Genomic DNA, 22,082 nt, shown 5'->3' on the forward strand with positions numbered 1-22,082 from the left:
AATAAACGTAGGAAAATTCGTAAATCTTACGATTTAGACCACCGCTCCATCATACGCTTATTTAGAGTACAAAGCAACTAATATTGAAATTACTAATATTTCCATAACCTTTCAAAGCCTACCCATAACGCCGGAGGTTAGAGCGATTTCACCATTCCTCCATCGACTAAAAGAGATTGTCCCGTAACATAAGTATTCGCAAAAGAGCCTAGAAAAACAGCAGCCTTGCCGAATTCTTCGGGCGTGCCCAATCTTCCTAACGGGATTTGCAGCAGCGCTTCCTCTTGAATCTGCTCCATAGGGATCCCCTCTGCTTGCGCACGTTTGCCGTCTAGTTGAAGAATCCTGTCGGTTGCAATACGCCCTGGTGCGATCGTATTAATTAAAATGCGATCCGCAGCCAGCTCAGTAGCCAAGCTCTTGGTCAAGGCATACACGCCAGCGCGAAAAACATTGGAAAGAATCAGTTCCTCAATAGGCTGCTTGATAGAAATCGAGCTTATATTAACGATTCGCCCTGCCCCAGAAGAGCGCAGATGCGGCAGTGATTCACGAATCAAACGAATGGTGCTCATCAGTGTGAGCTCAAACCCTTGGTTCCAATCCGCGTCTTCCATATCAGCGAAACCTCCGCCATGAGGACCCCCCGCATTGGTCACTACAATATCAAGCCCACCGTTTTGGGCTACAACCGTTTGAATAGCATGTACGATATCCTCTGGGACAGTCACATCCATCTGAACAATGTTCACCTGCTGTCCTGTGGCTGCCTGAATCTCTTTCTGTGCGTCTACAAGCTGTTCCATACTCCTGCTGGCGATCATTACCTTCGCCCCCTCACGGGCATACTCCAGCGCAGTTGCGAGTCCTAACCCTTTACTTGCTGCGGCTACAAAAACTGATTTCCCACGAAGTCCCAAGTCCATCATTAATGCCTCCTTCTTAATTAAACTCCCAACAGCTAAGACTTAAATTACCATACTGATAACTTCGGTGCAGCAGCTTCGCTTCTTTCCCGTTATCGCCAGCTCCCATAGCTATTATCAGAGGGATAAAGTGCTCATTAGTCGGCACTGCATCAACGCCATAGGGAGCAAGCTCCTGATAGTTAAATAGCGACTCTGTATCCCAAGCTTCCACCCTGTGCTGCAGCCAGTCATCGAATGTCTCCGCCCATTTCTCGACGTTCTCCATTCCCCACTTCACGCTACGCAAATTATGGACGGTTCCACCGCTGCCAATAATCATAATATCCTGCTCACGCAGCTCAGATAAAGCCTTACCCATTAAATATTGCTGTTCATTGGACAGCTCTCGATTAACTGACAAAGATACGACAGGAATATCTGCATTCGGATAGATTAATTTAAGAATAGCCCAAGCTCCGTGATCTAGTCCACGCTCTGTATTTAATTTGCTGACAATCCCATTCTTGTGGAACAGAGACATAATTTGCTGTGCAACCTCATTGTCCCCTTTGGCAGGATAAGTCATTCGATACATCTCATCTGGGAAGCCATAGAAATCATAGATGGTGTCGAAAGTCTCCATAACTCCAACCGACTGTGTGTGTTCTTCAAAATGTGCAGAAAATAGAACAATCGCTTTAGGTTTGACATTCCTCTCAGCGAGCTCCCCAAGAAATTTCGTATATGCATTGTTATCAAGTACCAGAGAAGGGGCACCATGGGCAATAAAGTAAGAAGGTATCATAGTTTGTCACTCCCTAAGTTCTGCAGGAACCAAGCGATCAGGTCCTGCTGATTCTGCGGTAATACACCATGATCCGAAGGATAAGTTTTATAGGTTAATAATGGGGTTAGACCTTCGAAATAAGCGGCTGTTTCTGTCCCCACTGAAATTGGAAATACAGAATCATATTCACCATGCGAGATGAATACCGATACCTCCTGCACACTCTTCAGCTCATAATCTGTCTTCACAAACCCCGGAACATAACCGTTCAGCGCCACAATTCCCCGAAGCGAATTCCCCATTGTAAGAGCGAGTGTCATGGACAAAATGGCTCCTTGACTGAAGCCAAGCAGATAACGGTGTTTAGCATCTATAGGATATTTGTCGGTGGCGTATTCGATAAACTGCTGCAATTGCGATACAGCCTGATCAAACTGCTCACGGATGGGATGACCTAGACTTTTGAGATCATAATATTGAAATCCAGCCCCTAAAATCATATTTCCCCGAATCCCGATAATAATAAACTCTTCAGACAAGGGCTCGACAAGTCCGAACATATTCTTCTCATTGGAACCTTTGCCATGCAAGGTGAAGATAACCGGATAAACCCGATTCACATCGTAGCCGGAAGGTAGACTGACATCATATATATAAGGTGCCTTCATACTAAACACTCCTTCAAAATATTTGTAATACAAAAATAATATTTGTAAGGATAATATTATAAACCTCTGGCTAGTATGTCAATTAATAATTTGTTAATATAAAAATATATTTGCTATTACTAATATTAAAAGGGGCTTTACTTATGAATATAGGTTCAAACATTCGTACAATCCGTAAAAGAAAACATATAACGATTGCCCAAATCTGTGAAACTACTGGCCTGTCACAAGGTTTTATGAGCCAGGTTGAGACTAATAAGACCTCTCCTTCGATCGCTACCCTTAGCCTGATTGCTGATGCACTGAACGTTCCGTTGGCTTATTTGCTGTTAAAAAAGGAAGAGCGGATGCAGGTGGTACGATCCAAGGAGCGGCAAATCACCAGCAGTGGAAGTGATCGACTGCAAGTTGAACATTTAAGCTCGGCAGGTGGTGTACGAATGGTGCTTGTCCATTTCCCTCCGGGTACTTCTACGGGTGAAACTCCGCAGGCGCACGAAGGCAAAGAGGTCCATTTAGTGATAAAAGGTGAGGTTTATGCGGAGCAAGGTGAAGATTTCGGGATGTTCCAAGCGGGGGATTCCTTTAGCTGGAATGCCTGTGTGCCACATCTGGTCATAAATAAAGGCGATGAGCCGGCAAGCGTGCTCATCGCCATCCATACAGAGGCTGATAGTGAAACTGTTGATTTTTAAGCTGGCCTACACGTCGTACTCCAGCTGTTTTTTGGCCTGAACAATGAAATCCAGCGGATTCTCAATCGTGCCGGCTTGGTATTCGACCGCCCCAATCTTAAGACCCAGGCTGACCTTATATTTTCTGGAGAAATTATTGTCATTCAACTCCTGAAGCTTGAGCTTAATCCGCTCGATCACAATCTTCGCCCCATCGCTGTCCGTGAACAGCAGCAGGCCCCATGTTGCTTCATCCTTATCTAGCAGATAGAGTGCATCATTGGTACGAATACTCGCCTGACTAAGCTGAGACACATCATAGATAGCTTCTGCCAGCTGATCTTCAGGAATGATCCGTCTGATCTCTTTCCAATACTTCACCTTCACCACTAGCAGGGTGAGCGGAATCTGATAGCGGGTCGAAATGCTTGTAAATAATGTAGCATCCGTCTGAAAAGAAATACTGTTCCGCAAATTTGTGTTTTCATCGACGATAGCCATATTGGCAGTCTTTTTGCGTAGCTGCTCATTCTCCACCTGCAAATCACGGCTGCTTAAAGTGAATACCCATAGAACGACCGTTAATAGCGGAGTCATAATTAACCAGAAATAAGTATTCAGGCTAATCGTTTCCCCTAGCGTTATCGTCTGGTACATCGTGTAGAATCCGTAAGCAAAGATAAACACCAGATTCAAGACCAGACCCGCAGTGACCGTTGTAAAATACGTAACAATGGCCAGAATAAAAGCCACCGTTAAAATGATAATATTCTGGAGGTAATCATCCGGTGCCCCGGCAATGAAGACGATACAGAGGAACGATAACACCAGGAATGATAAGAGAGCGATGTCCGACACTAAGCTGCGATTACGTCTCACGCTTATCACCACGTTTCTTCATGTGTTTGCGAAGCAGTAGGATCAGCGATAGAACTACCAGCGTCAGCACCAGTAAAATCACGATGATAAAACTGAGTACATCCGACCGTTCCATTATTTTCTGGGCCACAGAGTCCTCGGCTGCTCCAGTGATCGTTTTGAAACGGTGTGCGCTGACATTACCGTCTTTATCAACGATTGCACCATCGCCAAACACCTTCCACTTGTCCCGTTCTGTAGCGAGCAGCTTCGATCCTAAGTAATACTCTTCCGAGCTGACTCCCGTAACCGCGAGCAATGCACGTCCCGCCTCAAATGGCGAATCAATCAGCTGCAGTGTTCCGATTCGTGCACCGTATTGCTCTTCAATACTCATTTTCTCATTGGAGCGAATTGTGGTTCCATCTCCGTTATATTGAAAATAAAGCTTAGCATTCTGATCACGGATCACCTTATTATTCTTATAAGCACCAATAGCGATGATATTATTATTTTTCAAATGATCGGCGCTGACAGTATCGGTATAGAACTGGATATTCCCTATATTTCCGCTGGCATATTTACCAAGCAGATTAAAGATATTCGATACACTTAAATAGGCGTAATCATCCATTTGTTCGGGCAGTACAACCGCTACATGATTATAGATCCCATCGCGGATGAACGGATATGGATAGTTATTAAATAAGAGATCCGTGCGATCCTTCGTATTCAGCTGCATTACAGAATCTTTACTGATATAAGCCCACGGCATTTGATCCCGATCGATAATACATCTGGCTCCTTCGATCTCCAAATCAAAAGCCACTGTCACCGAGAAATTTCCGGATATATTCAAGTTCTGAGGCACCGAGAGATTAAGAATATCGCCATTCGCCAGTTCCTTGGTCAGCTTCTTACTGCCAATCGGAGTATTATTGATGCTCACGGTAACCAATGAACGAGTAAAATCCAAATTCTGTGCATAACGGAAATCCAGGCTGATTTTACCGGAATCGGCAATCGAGCGGTTCGCTGGCAATGAAATAAAATACGTCTGCTCCTGATGATGTGCCCCGGTCAGTTTATCACCTGTTTCAGTGAACGTGATGTTAGAGCTAATCGAAAGCGCAGGTGCTGACACTTCTGTAGCATCCGTTACTGTTTTCAGATCACTAGTGATCTGCCCGATCAGCTCTGGATTAGCAATCAAACGACCCGCTTTAATCAGCAAGTTCTCATCCTTCGAGGTTACAACCAAGGTGGGCTGGGTATCCTTATTCACTAGCTGGAGCAACGCGTGCGTACCCAAATCTTCAGTGGAGCTTAGCTGAGCTTTCAGCCCGCTTGGTACTCTGTCATACATAGCTACCAGTACAACTGCGGCCTTATTCTGCACAGTGTCTGCCCGGTAGGGAAGCAAGGGAATAGTCTTATCATTTAACGTAATCCCCTTAACAAACCCGGAGAGCGCATAAGTGGCTGCTTCCATTTCTGCCGCCGTGCTTTTGTCCGGTACAGTCAGAATACTCTGATTCTTCGTTAAGGTATCTATCCCGGCGAATCGCTCGCTGAAGTCACTGATCCCTCCACTCAAGGGCTTTGCCGTATAAATCACGTTAACACTGGACGTATTGAACAGATGCAGCCAATTATCCGACGTTTCATCGACCGAACAAAAGAGGTCATCTTTACGATCTGTCTTTAAATAGCCCTGAATGCCCAGCGTATTCGTCCCTTTTTTCAGAAACCCCTTGGGCGCCGCAAGGGTCAACAGCTGTTCGCCGTTGTCTTGTAGTGACGGACGAAACGTATAGAACGGGCTGCCGTTTAGCGTTAAGGTAACACTAGAAATCTGCTCTTCGGTAATTTGTGAAATTTGAAAATGCAGTTTGATCTTTACTTGATCCACATTCCAATAATCCAGAACCTCAAAATATTGCTGCTGGGCACTCGAACCTGTTAAGGACGAGTCTGTTCCCGTGAATGAGGTTGTATAAGTAGACTTATGATCCTGTGGCAACGTCTCTGCGGCAGCAGGATGGATTGGAATTAAGAAAAGGGAGAGGCAGGTTAACAGTATAACCAGCTGTTTTTTTATCTTCATGTTCTGTTTCTCCTGTGATTACATTTTTCTCATATGACTTTTTGGTGCCTCGTTAGTAGCGCTCCGTCTTATACCATTTGGCTTCTCTTTTGAAGATGAGGTCTTTCAGGTATAGATATAATCCGTTAGCCGCGACAACCATCCACAGCTGGCAATAAGACACATACATCAACATTACAATCCCTAGATTGGACAAGCTCATCTCGCCCTTTTCTGTTGTTAGCGTAATGAAGGTCCCCACAACGAATAAAATAATAGCGAGCAGCCATAAGAAATTACTAAGACCTGCAATAGTAGTATGCACATAACCCAAAGCATGCAGGATCAGCAGCACATCCGAGGTGATTAACGACAGCAGCAACAAGAAGTAAATGGATAGAAAATAAAGAATATCGAACCGCACCTTTGCGGCCGATTTATTGAACAGCAGCGGGATATTTTTGACAATGACATAAATATTGCCCTTCGCCCAGCGGGTTCGCTGCTTGAACCAGACCTTCAGGGTCTGTGGTTCCTGCTCCCACGTGACGGATTTGGGCTGGAACTTGATTTGGTAACCCATCATATAAATCCGGAAGCTGATTTCTGTATCCTCGGCTATCGCTTTGACATCCCAGCCACCTATGCTTTCCACAATAGACCTGCGCATAATGAAATTTGTTCCCGGAATAGTGCAAAGCTTGAACAGCTTCCAGCGCCCCGCTTGAGCCATCCATTGAAAGGATAAGGTCTCAATATTAATGAACCGGGTCAGTAAACTTGCATCACGATTACGGGTCCGGAACTTCCCAATCACCGCACCGAGGCTGGAATCATGCATGATCTCAGCAACCAGATAACGCAAAGCTGTTTTCTCCGGAGTATTGTCGGCATCATAAATGGCGATTAGCTCCCCTTTACAGCTGGTAAAGCCTATATTCAAGGCATTGGATTTGCCTTTGCCTCCTGTAACTGCATCCGTATTAATGACTACCAGCTGACGCCCCGGATTTCGGGATTGTATGCCCGCAAGCAGCTCAGCACTGTTATCAGAGGAATTATCATTAATCACAATAATCTCATACCGATCTTGCGGATAATCCAGCGCCAGCAGAGATTCAACCGTCTTACAAATCACTACCCCCTCATTGTGAGCGGGAACCATAATTGAAACAAAAGGATATTCACCCTCTATCTCTGGTATGTCCTCATTTTCGGATTTAATGTAATATAGATAGCCCGCGATAATGAGGGTCACATTCACCAGCAGCAGAGACCAAATACAGATCACCGCAATCACCATCAGCACGTCTGAAATCGTCATAGGGTCCTCCAAATCACGATTAGTTGTCTCATTTCAAAAACTTTCTGCGATATAACCGGTATCCGATCATCAACAATCCGCCAAACAGCAGCAGAGAAATCATGATCACAACAATAAAAAATTGATTCTGAATATTAAAAAGTCGGGTGAAGCTCTTTTGCTGCTCCTCTGTGTAGCGATAATCGCTATCTACTGTTTCCGGTGTATAGTCCAGGCTTAGAGGTTGTCCATTAATAGAAATCATTCCATCTAGTGAGGAGATTGTGTTCTGATCAGTAACGACCTGGTGCTCTTCTTGCTTATAATCGGCAAAAGAAACCCAATTCCGTTCCAGACTTTGCAGCATTTCTTCAAGCTGACGCTCATCCTCGGGCATGTCGACGGTGATTACAGTATCCATCGGCAATTGCGGTATCACTTTATTGGATGTAGGCAAAGCCTGAAGAAATTCCAACGGAACGCTATATAAAGAGGATGGAAAGGATTTAGAGGTGTCGTTCTGCTCCATATAATCAATCTGTTCATCCGGATATAACACCACGGAATCAAAAAAGCTCATCCCCGCTTCTGAATACTCTTTGTCATACGACCAATGCATTTCCGCCCCGACTCCAAGCGGCCCAAGCCCATTTTCGGCCAACAGATTGATGAAATCATTCATCTTTCCTTTAAGCGTATGGTCAATGGAGCTTATCGTTGGCATCACCACTGGGGCATTGACCAGAATGCTTCCATTGCTGGATTGCACACTTTTCATGGCCACTAAATAACGCTGCATGGCCGGATAATCGGTATTGCTGAACACAGGCCGCACACTTGCAAGAAACGGAATCCCCAGTTGATACAGCCGCTCACCCGTTTCTGCCAGCAGTCGCAGATCGGAGAAAGGATAGATTTCTTTGATCGCAAGGTACATTTTAGGAGCAGCAGTGATATGGAGCCAATCCTTCAGAACATGCGCCATCCCCAGCGTACTGACATTCCCTTGTTCAAAATATGGGGCATATGTATCATTCCCCTTACTCACAGCGTACGGTGCTTGCAGACCCTCCTCCGCAAAAGAGAGTTTCCCAAAGGATTTGACCGCCTGACTCGCTGCAATATAAGGCATATCCTGCACCTTAGCTTGAATTCCGGAGAACTGTCCAATTTCGAGCTCAGCACTCCCGTCATAGATCACATCAGTGGTTAGCTGTAACGCCTTCATTAGACTAGCGGGTGGGTTGTACCCAATATGCAAATACTGCCCCTGATAATGCTCCCAATCCTCTATATAGGATTTATTCGTGATCGAAATATCCGCTTCGTTACGGACCATGATCACTCTGGAGTAATTTTTCAGCATCCCCTGCTCGTATTGATCTAGGCTTCGAAGTGTAACCTTTGTCGAGTAAGCTGCCAGCAGACGTTGAAGTTCAGTCACATTTCCATCCTTAGCGGTCCCCTTGGCAAGGCTGTCATAGAGCAGTAAGACTTGTTGTGGCGATGCAGCAGATTGAACAGGAGTGGCGGGAAGCAATAGGATGGTTAAGCTCAGCGTCAGCAGCAATATACAGTATAAGATCCCTCTGCGCTTCAAACACTCACATCCTTTTGAGGCTTTGTAAATGGACTAGACGTGGTGGGGCTCTCGTTAACCGGCTTTTTACGATTTTTGGAGAATCTGCGTCCGATCACACTAGATACTGTCAGAAAGGTCACCAAATCAAAAGATAAAGTGAACAAGAATTCATGCTTGGAAATGTCGGCATCACCAGCACCGATAATCGATACAAAAATGCCTGAAAGACCAATGCCTATCGTAGCGACAATCAATACCATCCGCTGCAATCCTCTAAAATTACGTGCCTTAATGGCTGTTACGAAGGAAGGCATATACAGACCGATGACAAGCACTGTCCAAAGGAAGATAAAACCTATCGTTCGTGGTGCTAAAGCTTTTTTCAGCTGACTGTATCCAGTAAAAAAGTGACTCTGTGCTCGAAATTCCTTCCCAACGGATTGCTCGTAATTGCCCATCGCCGCTGGTTTGATCGAGAATGCACTTTGAGCAGCTACATTAAGAATCGAGTTAAGCTGATCCGGATTCGATATATAGTATTTAAGGATCGAAACAAATCCGTAACGACTGTAAAAGTTCTCTTGGAGGATTGGTGAATTCACATCAATAGTTCCGTATTTCTCGTAGTAAATGCTATTCTTCAAGATGGCATATTGTTCATTAATATCGAATGACTTCAGTGCCTTCTCCGGATCGGAGGAATCCTTCAGCACCCCGCGGGTCATGGCATGGAACTGGTTAATATTCACGAACTCATCCGAGATATTCAAATAGGTGAACACACCCGCGAACAGGATCAAAGCAAGGGAAACCATTGTCAGAATGCGAAATATTTTATCCCTGCGAATCCAAAGGAGCGAACACCCCAGAACCGCAATGATTATACCCACTGGCGCATTTTGCTGCTTGGAAGTAGTCAGGATGATCGTACTGATCAAGAATAGGGCCAGCAGCACATAGTCATTGTATCTTTTTTGATATAACAACAACCAAGCTGCGAACATAGTAATCATCGTGATCATCACGACGCTCTCGCCGTAAAAGGAGTTGAAATAAGCGGTATACCCGGTATCTCCAAATATAAAAATAGCAATACCTGCAGTGACCCATCCCTGCTTGCGGGTCATCCCCCATGTAACAGCCTCTATTAATAAGTAGATCGCCGCAACATATAAAATCGTATAAATGACTGCTTGAAACCGGATATCGAAAACCTCGCTGCTAAAAAACAGCTTATTAAGTCCAATGGCCAGCTTGATAAATAGGGACTGCGAAGAAAATAATGTCGCGCCATTCTCATTAAAATATTGAAAGATTCCATATTGCTTTACAAAATAACCAAAGTATTGCTCGTCATAATCCGGCAGATTGAAATAAATTCCGTTACTATAGATGCTGCGAAAAAAATCACCATTATCCGCCATTCCGACATACGGGGCGGTAAATAAGGCTATGATGGTTATAAGCAACACTCCAACAGCAGTGATAAAAGCCGGGGACAATGGCAACGGTAGGTTAGCGAGTGTCATCCCCTGCCTCAGAGGTGATTTCACCGTGTTGTTTATCATGCAGATTCACCTTCGTTACTATAGGTTTAAATTAATAGACATAGGCCAATGATGCCATCAGATTATCAAAGGAATAGGCTTGGCCACTAGCTACATCGCCGAAGCCTCCATACAGTGAGCTGCCGGCATCGGTTATTCTGAACTCGTTCATTCTTTCAATGCTTTTGCGATAGAGTGCATCGTCTCCGATCTCGGCACCAATCATAGCCGTAATAGCGTAAATGGCTGTTGAGCGAATATCGTTAAGCGGCTTTCCCTCACGCGAATATTGTCCATATAATGTGCCAGCTTCGACCTGCTGCTTGATATAATCAATGCTGGAGGATTTCTGCTGGTCTACCTCTGCCAAAGCCAGAATAGACAGTAGCGATTCTACTGTATTGATATTCTCCGAAGTATAGGTTCCACTCTCATAATTAAACCTTGTTTCATAGAAGGGAAACTCATCTGATAAATATCCATCTTTCAGTATAACGCTCATATTATTCAACAAAAATTCACGAGATTCTCCAGAAACCGACAATTTTCGCATTGTACCTAAATCAATATAACATAAAGTAACGAATGTGTTGGTTTTTTTGTAATTTTCATCATAGAAGTCATACATATATCCATTTTTTACATTATAGTTATAAAATCTTTCACCATACTTATCCGCTTCCTCTGTATAGTGTTTATCCCTAAACGTATCCCCCGCTTCATAAAGCGCACGAATGATACGTAAGTCATCAACGGCAGCATTCACAGGATATAATTTCTGCTGTTTAGGGCTATATCGGTAGCTAAAACCGCCCTTCATATCAAAGGTTTGCTTAGCCAGCGCCCATTCTTCTGCAAATCGCTCTTTCTCACCACTCCGTACGGCTGCCAGCATCCTCAGAGAGGCAGACTCACTTAGAATCTCATGGCCGCTTGCCGCTTCCCCGGATTGCTCTGTTTCAATTAAATTCGTATAAACACCGGACGAGCCGGTAAGCTTCGTAACAATAAATTGCTCTAAAGCATCCAATTCCTGTGAATGGTCCCCCACATCATTATTAGCCGAACCCGTAGGATTCGGTGGCTCTGTTGTATGAACATTCGCGGAGGGCGAGGGTGTTGATGCCGGCGTTGCTGTTTGCTCGCATGCTGTTAATGCTGTAAAACCTATAAGTACCACTACAGCAACAGCTATCTCTTTCCTCAAAAAATCACCTCCCTAAGCATCTGCTTATATTGCCTAGTATTATCTATAACGGTAATATACATCACATACTTAATCCAAATGTTAAATTTATGAAACTATTAGATGAAAAAAAGAGGCATCCACACGCCTTCTGACGAGCAGACCCCTCTTTTTCTATCATCTATTTACTTTATTCCATACGTTCCCAAAAACGATGGGCAGAAATGGCCGCAACGAAGCTAGCCGCAAAAACTTCCCCACCATCGCCTATTACGACGCCCGGACTGCTTCTGTGTTCATCTGTTGCAAGCAGCTCAGCAAGTGTTGTGGTCATCGCGATGGGTTTAAAATGTGCATATGCTTGGTTGAGGAATAGCGCTGCATCTTTATGGAATTTCTTGCGCTCTGCATTTCCACCAACCGCATAAATCGCATCGAAGAGCACCGAATCTGTAGTGGATAAGGTGTGGATGACTTCAAGCTCTGTGCCGTTTGAGCCTTTAATAAATCCAAGCTTATCACTGATTAGCTCCGGTTGAATCCCAGCTCCCATAAGCGTGTCCAATACAGGCATTACCGCAGCTTCATCAAAACCATCCCCGATAATCACGCCTACTTTACGCGTGTTGGGATGTTTTTTCGTATTAGCTTGACTTAAGGCTGGGGAAGCTTGAGTGACCTCAGAACCGCCAACTTCTGGAGCCGCTACTCCAATGGCTTCTGCCACAGGTACAGCAAGCTCGGAGGTAATGTTAGCAAGCATATTTACGACCTGCTGTCGGACCGACTTACTCTTAACCTTTCCAAGCTCAAAAGAATAAGCTTCGATAATATGCAATTGTTCCGGAGGGCTCATACTATTCCAGAATAACTTGGCTTGTGAAAAATGATCCTCAAAGCTTTTACTCCGGCTCCGTACCTTACGGCCCTCAACCTTTTCTTGATAATGCACATAACCGCCTTCAGCCTCTGGGACAGGTCTCGGCGTATTTTGGGCCAGAGAATTATTATGATAACTCACAGTGCCCTGATTAATCGTCTGCCGCCCATATCCGTCACGCTGGTTGTTGTGGAAAGGACACACCGGTCTATTAATCGGCAATTCATGAAAGTTAGGACCCCCAAGCCGAATCAGCTGGGTATCCGTATAAGAGAACAATCTGCCCTGAAGTAGCGGGTCATTGGTGAAATCAATACCTGGCACTACATGTCCAGGGTGGAAAGCCACCTGCTCCGTTTCGGCAAAAACATTATCCACGTTGCGGTTCAAGGTCATTTTCCCAACGATCTGCACGGGCACGTCTTCCTCTGGCCATAGCTTTGTAGGGTCCAACACGTCGAAATCAAACTTGAATTCATCTTCTTCACTAAGAAGCTGAATGCCCAGCTCGTATTCCGGAAAGTTGCCGGCTTCAATCGATTCCCATAAATCACGTCGGTGAAAGTCAGGGTCCGCTCCTGATATTTTCTGTGCTTCGTCCCACACCAAAGAGTGTACACCAAGCACTGGTTTCCAATGGAATTTAACAAAATGTGCTTTCCCCTGCTCATTGATCAGACGGAAGGTATGAACCCCAAACCCTTCCATCATCCGGAAGCTTCGCGGAATGGCGCGGTCAGACATCAGCCACATCGCCATATGGGCCGATTCCTGGTTATTGGCGATGAAATCCCAGAAGGTATCATGGGCTGATGCCGCCTGAGGCATTTCATTATGTGGCTCCGGCTTAAGCGCATGCACTAGATCAGGGAACTTAATCGCATCCTGTATAAAAAAGACCGGCATATTATTGCCTACCAAATCATAATTGCCTTCTTCGGTATAAAATTTGGTCGAGAAGCCCCGGGCATCCCGCACAGTTTCGGCTGAACCCCGTGATCCTGCTACCGTTGAGAACCGGACAAACACCGGGGTCTTTACGGACGGATCTTGAAGGAATTTCGCCTTCGTATATTCTTTCAACGATTTATATACTTCAAACTCCCCGTGGGCGGCAAATCCGCGTGCATGCACGATCCGCTCAGGAATCCGCTCGTGATCGAAATGGGTCATTTTTTCCCGAAAATGAAAATCCTCCAGCAAGGTTGGCCCCCGGTCACCGGCTTTTAGGGAGAACTCATCCTCGGACACTTTCAATCCCTGATTGGTTGTTAAAGCGTGACCTTCGTCCTTACTGCGAAACTGTTCCAATTGCTCATTTTTGCTATTTCCGTTCACTTTTTGCTGTTCACTCATTAACAATGGCTCCTTCCGAAAGGTAGAGTAACGATAATATTCATCTCTTACCCTTAAGGAAGGAACGGCAAACAAAAAGAAGCGGAATTCCGAGAAGCCCTTCTCCCGAAAATCCGCTTACTCGCTTATCTCTGACCTAACCTTTAATTCTCCGGTACGTCTCTTCATCCGAAACAATATATAATCTAGCCTCTTTAGGAATAGGCTGGCCCAGCTTGCGATTGATGCTAAGGTCACTGCGATCCGAGAGTAAAGTTGCACCTTGAAGGAGCAATTCCTGAAACGCCTGCCCATAGGTCTTCCATGCACTATTCACTGGAATCTCATAAATATCATCCCCATACTGGCGGCTCAGCAGCTGCGTAATCACCTCTGAATTCCCCTCTTGTAGAGCGGATCGGACAGCCAATCTAGAAATGGCATCATGCGACAGAACGAATTCATTGACCTGAACATGCCTGAAATTCTGTATATTCTTCTCCTGCATAATTTCTACGGTAGTATGTACTTGTGGCGCTATGCGCTCAATGCTGGAGGCGATAAGCAGAGACTTCCCGTCAATTAGCGATGCTTCATCAATCCGTGTGTCTCCGAACACAATGGCTGCCCGGGCTTCGTGTATGTTAGCTTTAAGGAGAATCTCATCGCTGGAAGCATCACCGCTTACAAAGTGGACCTGTTCCATATGCTCCAGCGGATGCCGTCCTATCTCATCAATGATGACGATATGACATTTAGGTGAATAGCATAACACCTCATCTACCGCAGCTTGCGCTTTCTTACTCCAATTGATTAATATCACATGATCCTTTCCCCGGAAGCTCAATGTTCCTGCTCCTCTCCTTCTCTGCACTTCTGCAATAGAGTCAATGACCTTGCCAATAACCAAGCTGAGAAGACCAATCCCAAAAATATACAGAAACATGGTGAATAGCTTACCCACTACAGTCTCTGTAAAATAATCCCCATACCCAACGGTGGCCATCGTTGTCATGACCCAATAGAAGGCATTAAACCAGTTGTGGAATGTACTCGGTTCAAGCAGGTAAGCTATCGATGCGCTAAGAATTATAAAGATCAAAATAATCAAACCGATCGACCGTTTGCGTAAACGCATCATCCTGGTGGATATTCTCAGAAAAAAATGCATCTGCCATCCCTTCCTCACATTAATAAAGCTGCCTCTCGAGGTTATTACTGAGGGCAGCCTTATCCATGTCCATCTGCGATTTTTGAACTAAACAATCAAACTGCTGACTGCAAACGCTGTGCCGATAAACACCAAGCAGAGCATAGTGCCTACTGCCACATTGCCTTTTTCCAGATGTTCTGAAATTTTAAAGCTTGGGGTCGCCAATTCAAAAATCCAGTAAGCAGCGATGAGGCACACATAACCGACAGCAAACCAAATGATCATATGCAGAATAGAGGTATTCGTATACGCCGCTACTCCAATGATAATTGCTGTGGCGAGAAATTTGCCGCCAAGCGCTAGAGCTACAGCCACATTCCCTTTTTTCAGCTCTTCCATATCCTTGAACGGGGTCATCAAGCCAAAGATAACCATACCCAACAATTGCAGAAGAATAATCACAAATATACTGACTATCAAATTAACAACAATCGTCACTTTGCCCACCCCCGAAATTTCGCATATGCCGAGTCATAATCGGCGAAATCATGTACTTCCTCAAGGACTACGGAAGCGGTCTTTTCTTTCTCTAATGCTGCATAACGCTCATCGTCTATCGGCTGCTTGATCCGGTTGCCGGAAGGCAGCTCAAGGACGGCAAAGTTTCTTGTCTTCTCATTATATTTTGTCTTGTATACTCCTACAAGATCAACATCCGTAGTTACCGATACCTTAAGGTTGGTAAGGTCCTCTACTGCTGTTTTTTCATCGGGATACGATTTAATGGTCGTCCAGGAAGATAGGCGGACTTCATTGCGTTGGTCAGCATCTGTGATCAGCTCAGCGTCCATGAACTGCAATGTCCATATTTTATCGCCAGTAGCATAATTCTCATCATTCGGCAGCAGCTCATTATCCGGCAACACCGTCATATCGCTGCCAATTAGATCGCCTACAGTACTCTCCACAACCCGGTAATCCCAAGGTACCCGTGCAACACTGTCAGAAGTTTCGGCAGTGCCTGAATCAAACACACTCCCCTGATTACTGGAACATGCACTAAGCAGCAGCACCGTTAGAAGCATCATACATAAAGCGCCGATCCGGGCCTTTACTAATCTAGTAGACGACTTGTTTATAGCCTTACTTTTATCCAACTATCTCACTCCCAACGCGATAAAATGACTGGCATTGCCCGTAATCAGTCCGCCAGCCCGGCCGAGCAGCCCACACGGTTTCCCATTAATGACGAACATGCCTGTCAGTAGGTGGAATTCACCTTCGGCGGTGTGTATTCGGGCTAGTTCAGCTCTTTTTTGATATACAGAGGGAAAAAGCTGACTGCTATCATAACCCTCTTCGTCCTCAATTTCCAGAGTTCCACTATCGTCAAAGAGACGTACAGAACCGCCTTCGCGGCCAAATACAGATTTGGACACAAAGCTGCCAGAGAACACAGGCTTATTATAAGTCGGCAAAATATAACGTGAGATCGCCTCACGCTCTTCATTGTCAAATAATAAGCCAAGCTCATACATTCCCCACACAGCTGCAATCAATCCCTTAGACTGCAACAGGATACTGTGAGGTCCATTAAAAAGCTGAAGATTTCCCTGCTCAACGGCATAGGCAAGTGCATCTCCACCTTCATCGACGGCCATCCACTCTTTAGGATATAGAGCAAACATCCGCTGTATCACCCGGTCCTCCCCATCCTTCAGAATGCCCTCATCGACCCACAGGTCGAGGCAATCCACACACTGAATAGTAAGTCCGCTATGTCTGACCAAGGCTTCAATCGTACCTGAATCTTCAAGATGGGAACCATAAGCAACACAAGCTGCGGTATCTGGACGTTCTATCTGCCATGCTGCGGCAAGTTGTTCCTTCATCGCATGATTTGGACTAGCCACACCCGCCTGTTCACAGATCCAAGGTGTTGCTATGGAAGCCTCCACATAACCTGTAGGTGTATCGGCATTCAGTTCCAGAAGCTTGATGGTTCCATCATGAGCTATCGCAAAATCAAACCTTGCATACCGGCTGATTAAGCCTTCTTCCGGAATAGGAGACCCATCAAGCATCTCCCAAAGAACAGGGGGAATGCCCAGTAGCTCATACAAATCGCGTTTTAGATGTATATACCGAACCGCCTTATCGAGGATAGCCCAAAGCTTTGCGGAGGCTTCCTCAAGCTCCTTGTAAATGTCGCTGCGCATCACAGCTATTGCATCCATCCAATACTCTTCTTCCTCTAGATCTGCCCAAGTGAACCCAAGCTCATACAGCGCTTGTACCCGTGGGCCCCGCTCAAGATCAGACAAATCCAGGATCTCAAACACGCTCTGCTGATCACTCATCCGCCGAAACCACTCTTGCTTGAACCTGATCTCGATGAAGATTTCGAGCCTGAGCTTGATTTAGAGTTCTTCGAAGAGTTTAAGCCACTGGAAGTGCCCCCGATTCCGGTCTTCGAAGAGGAACCCCTTCTCGTGATGGAACCCGTGGATGAGGTTGAGGTTTTAGGTTTCACTACAGAACCGGGCACCTTTTTATTCTGAAACTTTTCGCTGCTATAAGTAGGTGGTTTATAAGTGGTTCTCGTGCCTCCATAATAGGTAGGACGGTCCTTAGCCCATCCTCTGGAAGAGTAATTGGCACCGCTGTTAAACAACATATGATACAGAAGCAAATCCGTCCAGCCAAAACCTGAATGATAACCGCCATAGTTATTCACTACAGTTGTCCCGTTTGAAGTTACTACGCCTTGGCCTTGCTCCTCTACCTCTTTCGTACCTTCTTCGGGATAGGGAATATTCCAATCCACATTTTTATCAAAATAAGCTTTAACCTCTTCATTAGACCAAGAGACTAGCTGTGGTTCGCCCGCAGAAGTATTCGCGCTAGCCCCCGCTCCGCCAGGAATAAACATAGCATTCGCTAATAAGGCTATGCCTAGCGATGTTGATAATACACGGATGGGTTTGCCATCGGCGGTAAATAATTTTGATGCAGGCAATTCCTTATCCCTTTCTTCTTTAGCCATCGTAAGGTTCTCCTTCCCTGATGATCTTCTATCCCTCAGTGTGCATCGGAACAAGCAAAAGCTCCAGCTTGCCCTCATCCACATTCAGCCGTCCTTCAACCGCTTCATATTCCTTACTGCCCACCACTATATAATTGACATGTTCAAGTGCAGTTATCATATTCATGCTCCACGTACGCTCTTCAATTACTCGCAGATCACCCTCTGGCATTTTTTCGATTAAAACTACACTCATCCCGTTATCCATTATTACCATTCCTTCCTTATATCTGCTATAGCATCTGATACGTTTTTATCACCTTTTCGTTTCAGTTCTAAGCTTGTATAGATTGCCCAGTATTACTTTTGGAATAAGAACGTCTGTATAAAAGGAGAACTCCTAACGAACACAAGCTGACAAGAAGCAACAGTCCGTATACATGCTCATATGCTTTTGCCGGCGCAAGATCACGCTGAGCATGCAGCAACAGCCCACAGACCGCAACAGATACAGAACCTCCAAAGAACTGAATCAGTTGTAAAAGCCCCATACCTGAACCAATCCAAGTTCGCGGAAGAACCCGAGAAGCTTCATTATTTAAGGATGCCATTGTCGCCGAGAAGGCAGGAGAGAAGCAAAGATAACCAAGCAGAAGAACTACAGGAGATACAGAAAGGTTCAGCGCAAATGCAGCCATAACAGCGGCAAGGATACAATGTCCTATGATTAAGAAGCGCAAGTTGCCATACCGGTCAATAAAACGTCCAACAAAACGGGTAAGAAATGCGGATAATAACGCACCAGGTGCGATAAACAAACCAATCATCAACGCCGATTTACCAAATAGATTAGCGAGCACAAGCGGCATCAGGAACAAATTCCCCAAGTTCAGCACCAGAATACAAAAGCCTATGGTAACTAGCTTCAAGTATCCCGGCATTTTTAGCAGCTGCGGGTTAATAAAGGATTCCTTCGCCTTCTTCAAATACCAAGCGTGCACGATAATAGATACTATGCCCACTGCTAACCATACCAGAGATTGGGTAGTTACGGCTACCAGCAGACTTGCCGCATTTACAACGGTCAACGCCGCCCCAATAACATCAAAGCTTGCAGGCTGCGGCTGTTCCTTAGGTAATAACCGCAGCAGCACTGGTAATACAACAAGCACAAGGCAAGTAATTCCGAATAACCCGTTCCAGCCAAAATACTGACTGATGACGCCACCGAAAATCGGGCCCAACCCAAAGGCCATTGCACTCCCTGCGGAGATCATGGCGATAGCCGCACCACGTCTTTCAATAGGCACATAACGGCTGGCCAGTACGAGACCCAATCCAGCCATCGCACCCGCGCCGGCAGATTGTACTATTCTCGTTATCAATAATGTATTAAAGTCATGCGCAAATAATCCAAACACTGAGGCTAACCCAAGAGTAATTAAGCCAACGGTCAAAAGTCTCCGAATCGGCACCACGTCTGATAAGCGGCTATAAATAACCGTCGATAAAGCATATCCAATCGAATAGCTCGAAATTACCCATGAACCTAGATCAGCAGAAATTTGGAGATCCTGAATAATGGTTGGAAGTGATACATTAAACATCGTTGTGTTCATCACTACGATAAAAAGGCACATGGTCCATAATGGCATGACTACTTTATCATTCATTACTACTTTCTCATTCATTCCTATCCATCCCTGTCCTAATTTATCTATACAAGCTTATCTAAGTTTATGCCTATAAAATCAGGATGGCAATTGGAATAGGGGGATTTAGATTACTTCCGCCACATCAATCCGCACAACAATTCAAACAACTCCATGTAGTTGCGTGGATTTTTGCCCGTCAATGTATGAATGCGATTAAGCCGGTAGTTCAGTGTATTTCGGTGAATATTCAGCTTCTGTACAGTACGATTATGGTCCCCATTCTCAGCAATAAATACTTGCAGCGTTTCAATCAGGCCTGTCTTATCGCCCGACTGATCCAGCAGAGCATAAATCGTTCCGGGCCGTTCAGCACCGTCATAAGAGAGATGAATCAAGAATTTTAGTTCCTCATAAGTGTACAGTTTCTTGAGCGGGTCGACTCTGCTGCCAACACTAATCGCCGCCTGGGCCTGTTCAAGTGAATAAGCAGCTAACTCCGCTGCTTCGCCAGAACCTATTCGCCCCACATTCGTACATGAATTTAGTTTTCCTATAAGCTCTTTATAAAGAAAAACATCCGTTATGAAAAAAACCGCCTTATCATTCTCCAAATTCCAGTAATGTGGATAAGACCTAAATACATTTTTGAATTCTTTTCCGTTCACATCGCCTTCCACAAGGATCGCCCAGCATTTTTTCTTAAGATCAAGCCCATAGCTGCCAGCCCGTTCCAGAAACTCAAGATCATATGCTTCTTTACGATAAGATAATTCATGATAAAATTTCACACGTTTTACTCGCTCATCCTGTTCCAGCTTGTTCCTTGCTTCCTGCTCAATAAGTAATATAGTAGTGACTCTGACCAGCTTACTAAACGGCCTCACCTCATCTGGATGTCCCGTAATACCTACCACACCTAAAACTTTATGATCTATAATAATGGGTTCATTCACCCCCGGCTTCATGCCGCTGCCATCTTCGTACACTTCAAAGACATGCCCACTTTGAATGGCTATTCTCGCTCCCTCATGTAAGGTTCCGACCCGTTTCAGATCTCCGCTCCCTACAATAAAGCCGCTCTCATCCATAACATTAATGTTATAAGGAACTACACTCATCATTTCCTGTGCTATTTGTCCTGCGAGTGTTTTCGATATCTTCATGTCTGTACCTCCTGTTCCTTTATATTCTACTCAGAAAGCTTCTACCTTAAAAAAGAAAAAAGGGGCTGACTCCGTTCAGTCAGCCCCTCTATCACTTTGTATAATTCAATCAGCTTCCTTGGTTCAGCATGACTAACCTAGCTACATTCTCAGCCGTTCTTTCCAGGTTCTCTTGCCCTTTATTCAAAGCATCCTCCAATGAAGCTGCGCCTGGCATAATGCCAAAAATAGCATCGATCCCTTTATCATACAGTACTTCCGTCTGATCGCCGATCCGTCCCGCGAAGGCCAGTACGGGTTTATTATATTTCTTAGCTACCTCAGCAACGCCAAGCGGGGTCTTGCCATATTGGGTCTGGAAATCGATGCTTCCTTCCCCGGTCCACACCATGTCCGCCTGCTGCACCTTTTCTTCAAGTCCAGTATAGTCGATCACAAGCTCAATGCCCTTTTTTAATATTCCGTTTAAGAACACTACCAGTCCTGCCCCAAGTCCACCCGCTGCACCAGCACCAGGCATATCTATAATATCGAAACCCAGTTGCTCTTTGATGACACTCGCATAATGATGCAGATTGCTGTCCAGCTGTTTGATCATATCCGACGTAGCCCCTTTTTGCGGACCAAATACATTGGAAGCTCCGGTCGGACCACATAATGGATTCGTAACGTCGCAGGCCACTTCAACCTGTACATCCTTCAGGCGAGGGTCAAATCCACTCAGATCAACACGGGCTAATCTGCCAAGCTCACCACCACCAAATAACAGCTCATTGCCTTCGGCATCCAGCAGCCTGCCGCCTAATGCCTGCACCATCCCGGCGCCTCCGTCATTGGTGGCACTGCCACCGATGCCAATCAGCAGCTTGCTGACCCCACGATCCAGACATGCTTTGATTAATTGTCCTGTCCCGTAGGTGGTTGTAATCAATGGGTTACGTGTCTCAGGGGATACCAGCTGAATGCCACTCGCACTAGCCATTTCCAGCACCCCTGTCAGCCCGTCTCCTGTGATTCCGTAGGATGCGCTAACTTCATTGCCAAGTGGCCCTTTAACTTTTGTTATATATACTGTACCTTCCGTTGCATCGACCAAGGACTGCATCGTTCCTTCGCCGCCATCTGCCATGGGTACATGAATACAAGTAATATTAGAATTTACTTTATGAATGCCTTTTTCCATGGCTTCACAAGCTTCTTTGGCTGTCATGCTTTCCTTGAAAGAATCCGGTGCCAATACGATGACAAAGTCTTTATTCATAGAATATCCGT

20 protein-coding genes are annotated in these 22,082 nt (G+C 45.2%); 1 reads left to right on the forward strand and 19 read right to left on the reverse strand.

What is annotated here, in order from left to right; genetic code table 11:
• Window positions 1-137: 137 nt before the first annotated feature.
• From PODO_RS28705 to PODO_RS28715, 3 genes are read right to left on the reverse strand one after another with little or no spacing between them, the layout of a single operon-like run.
• A complete protein-coding gene (locus PODO_RS28705; protein WP_038573763.1) occupies window positions 138-926 on the reverse strand; it encodes an SDR family oxidoreductase in 789 nt (262 codons plus the stop codon).
• Between the two features lie 16 nt (window positions 927-942).
• Window positions 943-1,713: a DODA-type extradiol aromatic ring-opening family dioxygenase gene (locus PODO_RS28710; RefSeq protein WP_038573765.1), complete on the reverse strand. Its 771-nt coding sequence runs from the start codon at window positions 1,711-1,713 to the stop codon at window positions 943-945.
• Window positions 1,710-2,363 carry an alpha/beta hydrolase gene (locus tag PODO_RS28715; protein WP_038573767.1) on the reverse strand — a complete coding sequence of 218 codons (654 nt, stop codon included), beginning with the start codon at window positions 2,361-2,363 and terminating at the stop codon, window positions 1,710-1,712. The genes PODO_RS28710 and PODO_RS28715 overlap by 4 nt, the downstream gene beginning before the upstream one ends.
• Before the next feature lie 143 nt (window positions 2,364-2,506).
• Between PODO_RS28715 and PODO_RS28720 the strand changes: the two genes are divergently transcribed.
• Entirely contained in the window at window positions 2,507-3,058 is a 552-nt protein-coding gene (locus tag PODO_RS28720; protein ID WP_036682170.1) for a helix-turn-helix domain-containing protein, read from the forward strand.
• Window positions 3,059-3,064: 6 nt separating this feature from the next.
• Here the strand turns inward: PODO_RS28720 and PODO_RS28725 are convergent, their stop codons facing one another.
• From PODO_RS28725 to PODO_RS28800, 16 genes are all read right to left on the reverse strand, one after another.
• Entirely contained in the window at window positions 3,065-3,895 is an 831-nt protein-coding gene (locus tag PODO_RS28725; protein ID WP_232061476.1) for a diguanylate cyclase domain-containing protein, read from the reverse strand.
• Between the two features lie 10 nt (window positions 3,896-3,905).
• The gene (locus tag PODO_RS28730; RefSeq protein ID WP_038573769.1) at window positions 3,906-6,002 is read right to left on the reverse strand and encodes a cellulose biosynthesis cyclic di-GMP-binding regulatory protein BcsB; all 2,097 of its coding nucleotides are present in this window, start codon (window positions 6,000-6,002) and stop codon (window positions 3,906-3,908) included.
• Window positions 6,003-6,054: 52 nt separating this feature from the next.
• Window positions 6,055-7,305 (reverse strand): glycosyltransferase family 2 protein, encoded by a 1,251-nt coding sequence (locus PODO_RS28735; protein WP_036682179.1) that lies wholly within the window; start codon window positions 7,303-7,305, stop codon window positions 6,055-6,057.
• Window positions 7,306-7,333: 28 nt separating this feature from the next.
• Window positions 7,334-8,884 carry a hypothetical protein gene (locus tag PODO_RS28740; protein ID WP_038573770.1) on the reverse strand — a complete coding sequence of 517 codons (1,551 nt, stop codon included), beginning with the start codon at window positions 8,882-8,884 and terminating at the stop codon, window positions 7,334-7,336.
• The gene (wsfD, locus tag PODO_RS28745) at window positions 8,881-10,434 is read right to left on the reverse strand and encodes a glycan biosynthesis hexose transferase WsfD (RefSeq protein ID WP_076099733.1); all 1,554 of its coding nucleotides are present in this window, start codon (window positions 10,432-10,434) and stop codon (window positions 8,881-8,883) included. Before wsfD ends, PODO_RS28740 begins: the two co-directional genes overlap by 4 nt.
• Window positions 10,435-10,465: 31 nt before the next feature.
• Window positions 10,466-11,620, reverse strand: coding sequence for a glycosyl hydrolase family 8 (locus PODO_RS28750; protein WP_235219466.1), 1,155 nt, complete (start codon window positions 11,618-11,620; stop codon window positions 10,466-10,468).
• A gap of 169 nt (window positions 11,621-11,789) precedes the next feature.
• On the reverse strand, window positions 11,790-13,835 hold the full coding sequence (locus PODO_RS28755) for a catalase (RefSeq protein ID WP_038573771.1): 2,046 nt from the start codon (window positions 13,833-13,835) through the stop codon (window positions 11,790-11,792).
• Window positions 13,836-13,971: 136 nt separating this feature from the next.
• A complete protein-coding gene (locus PODO_RS28760; RefSeq protein WP_339192539.1) occupies window positions 13,972-14,955 on the reverse strand; it encodes a potassium channel family protein in 984 nt (327 codons plus the stop codon).
• A 117-nt stretch (window positions 14,956-15,072) separates the two neighbouring features.
• On the reverse strand, window positions 15,073-15,465 hold the full coding sequence (locus PODO_RS28765) for a DUF350 domain-containing protein (protein ID WP_038573772.1): 393 nt from the start codon (window positions 15,463-15,465) through the stop codon (window positions 15,073-15,075).
• Window positions 15,462-16,055: a hypothetical protein gene (locus PODO_RS28770; protein WP_232061559.1), complete on the reverse strand. Its 594-nt coding sequence runs from the start codon at window positions 16,053-16,055 to the stop codon at window positions 15,462-15,464. The genes PODO_RS28765 and PODO_RS28770 overlap by 4 nt, the downstream gene beginning before the upstream one ends.
• 69 nt (window positions 16,056-16,124) lie before the next feature.
• Entirely contained in the window at window positions 16,125-17,327 is a 1,203-nt protein-coding gene (locus PODO_RS28775) for a glutathionylspermidine synthase family protein (RefSeq protein WP_036682191.1), read from the reverse strand.
• Complete coding sequence (locus PODO_RS28780) at window positions 17,324-18,013, reverse strand: hypothetical protein (RefSeq protein ID WP_036682194.1); 690 nt, start codon at window positions 18,011-18,013, stop codon at window positions 17,324-17,326. Before PODO_RS28780 ends, PODO_RS28775 begins: the two co-directional genes overlap by 4 nt.
• A gap of 28 nt (window positions 18,014-18,041) precedes the next feature.
• Window positions 18,042-18,248, reverse strand: coding sequence for a hypothetical protein (locus tag PODO_RS28785; RefSeq protein ID WP_232061479.1), 207 nt, complete (start codon window positions 18,246-18,248; stop codon window positions 18,042-18,044).
• A 79-nt stretch (window positions 18,249-18,327) separates the two neighbouring features.
• A complete protein-coding gene (locus PODO_RS28790; RefSeq protein ID WP_244886406.1) occupies window positions 18,328-19,683 on the reverse strand; it encodes an MFS transporter in 1,356 nt (451 codons plus the stop codon).
• Between the two features lie 92 nt (window positions 19,684-19,775).
• A complete protein-coding gene (locus tag PODO_RS28795; protein ID WP_038573773.1) occupies window positions 19,776-20,810 on the reverse strand; it encodes a CdaR family transcriptional regulator in 1,035 nt (344 codons plus the stop codon).
• Window positions 20,811-20,919: 109 nt separating this feature from the next.
• Window positions 20,920-22,071 (reverse strand): glycerate kinase family protein, encoded by a 1,152-nt coding sequence (locus PODO_RS28800; RefSeq protein ID WP_038573774.1) that lies wholly within the window; start codon window positions 22,069-22,071, stop codon window positions 20,920-20,922.
• Window positions 22,072-22,082 lie beyond the last annotated feature (11 nt).

The sequence above is a fragment of the Paenibacillus odorifer genome (assembly GCF_000758725.1).
GTDB classification, from domain to species: Bacteria; Bacillota; Bacilli; order Paenibacillales; family Paenibacillaceae; genus Paenibacillus_AQ; species Paenibacillus_AQ odorifer.

Excerpts from the sequence above, each read along its gene's own strand:
- PODO_RS28705 (WP_038573763.1), bottom strand. The coding sequence starts at position 926 with ATGGACTTGGGACTTCGTGGGAAATCAGTTTTTGTAGCCGCAGCAAGT.
- PODO_RS28710 (WP_038573765.1), bottom strand. The coding sequence starts at position 1,713 with ATGATACCTTCTTACTTTATTGCCCATGGTGCCCCTTCTCTGGTACTT.
- PODO_RS28715 (WP_038573767.1), bottom strand. The coding sequence starts at position 2,363 with ATGAAGGCACCTTATATATATGATGTCAGTCTACCTTCCGGCTACGAT.
- PODO_RS28720 (WP_036682170.1), top strand. The coding sequence starts at position 2,507 with ATGAATATAGGTTCAAACATTCGTACAATCCGTAAAAGAAAACATATA.
- PODO_RS28730 (WP_038573769.1), bottom strand. The coding sequence starts at position 6,002 with ATGAAGATAAAAAAACAGCTGGTTATACTGTTAACCTGCCTCTCCCTT.
- PODO_RS28735 (WP_036682179.1), bottom strand. The coding sequence starts at position 7,305 with ATGACGATTTCAGACGTGCTGATGGTGATTGCGGTGATCTGTATTTGG.
- wsfD (WP_076099733.1), bottom strand. The coding sequence starts at position 10,434 with ATGATAAACAACACGGTGAAATCACCTCTGAGGCAGGGGATGACACTC.
- PODO_RS28755 (WP_038573771.1), bottom strand. The coding sequence starts at position 13,835 with ATGAGTGAACAGCAAAAAGTGAACGGAAATAGCAAAAATGAGCAATTG.
- PODO_RS28760 (WP_339192539.1), bottom strand. The coding sequence starts at position 14,955 with ATGATGCGTTTACGCAAACGGTCGATCGGTTTGATTATTTTGATCTTT.
- PODO_RS28770 (WP_232061559.1), bottom strand. The coding sequence starts at position 16,055 with ATGATGCTTCTAACGGTGCTGCTGCTTAGTGCATGTTCCAGTAATCAG.
- PODO_RS28775 (WP_036682191.1), bottom strand. The coding sequence starts at position 17,327 with ATGAGTGATCAGCAGAGCGTGTTTGAGATCCTGGATTTGTCTGATCTT.
- PODO_RS28780 (WP_036682194.1), bottom strand. The coding sequence starts at position 18,013 with ATGGCTAAAGAAGAAAGGGATAAGGAATTGCCTGCATCAAAATTATTT.
- PODO_RS28785 (WP_232061479.1), bottom strand. The coding sequence starts at position 18,248 with ATGAGTGTAGTTTTAATCGAAAAAATGCCAGAGGGTGATCTGCGAGTA.
- PODO_RS28790 (WP_244886406.1), bottom strand. The coding sequence starts at position 19,683 with ATGAATGAGAAAGTAGTAATGAATGATAAAGTAGTCATGCCATTATGG.
- PODO_RS28795 (WP_038573773.1), bottom strand. The coding sequence starts at position 20,810 with ATGAAGATATCGAAAACACTCGCAGGACAAATAGCACAGGAAATGATG.
- PODO_RS28800 (WP_038573774.1), bottom strand. The coding sequence starts at position 22,071 with ATGAATAAAGACTTTGTCATCGTATTGGCACCGGATTCTTTCAAGGAA.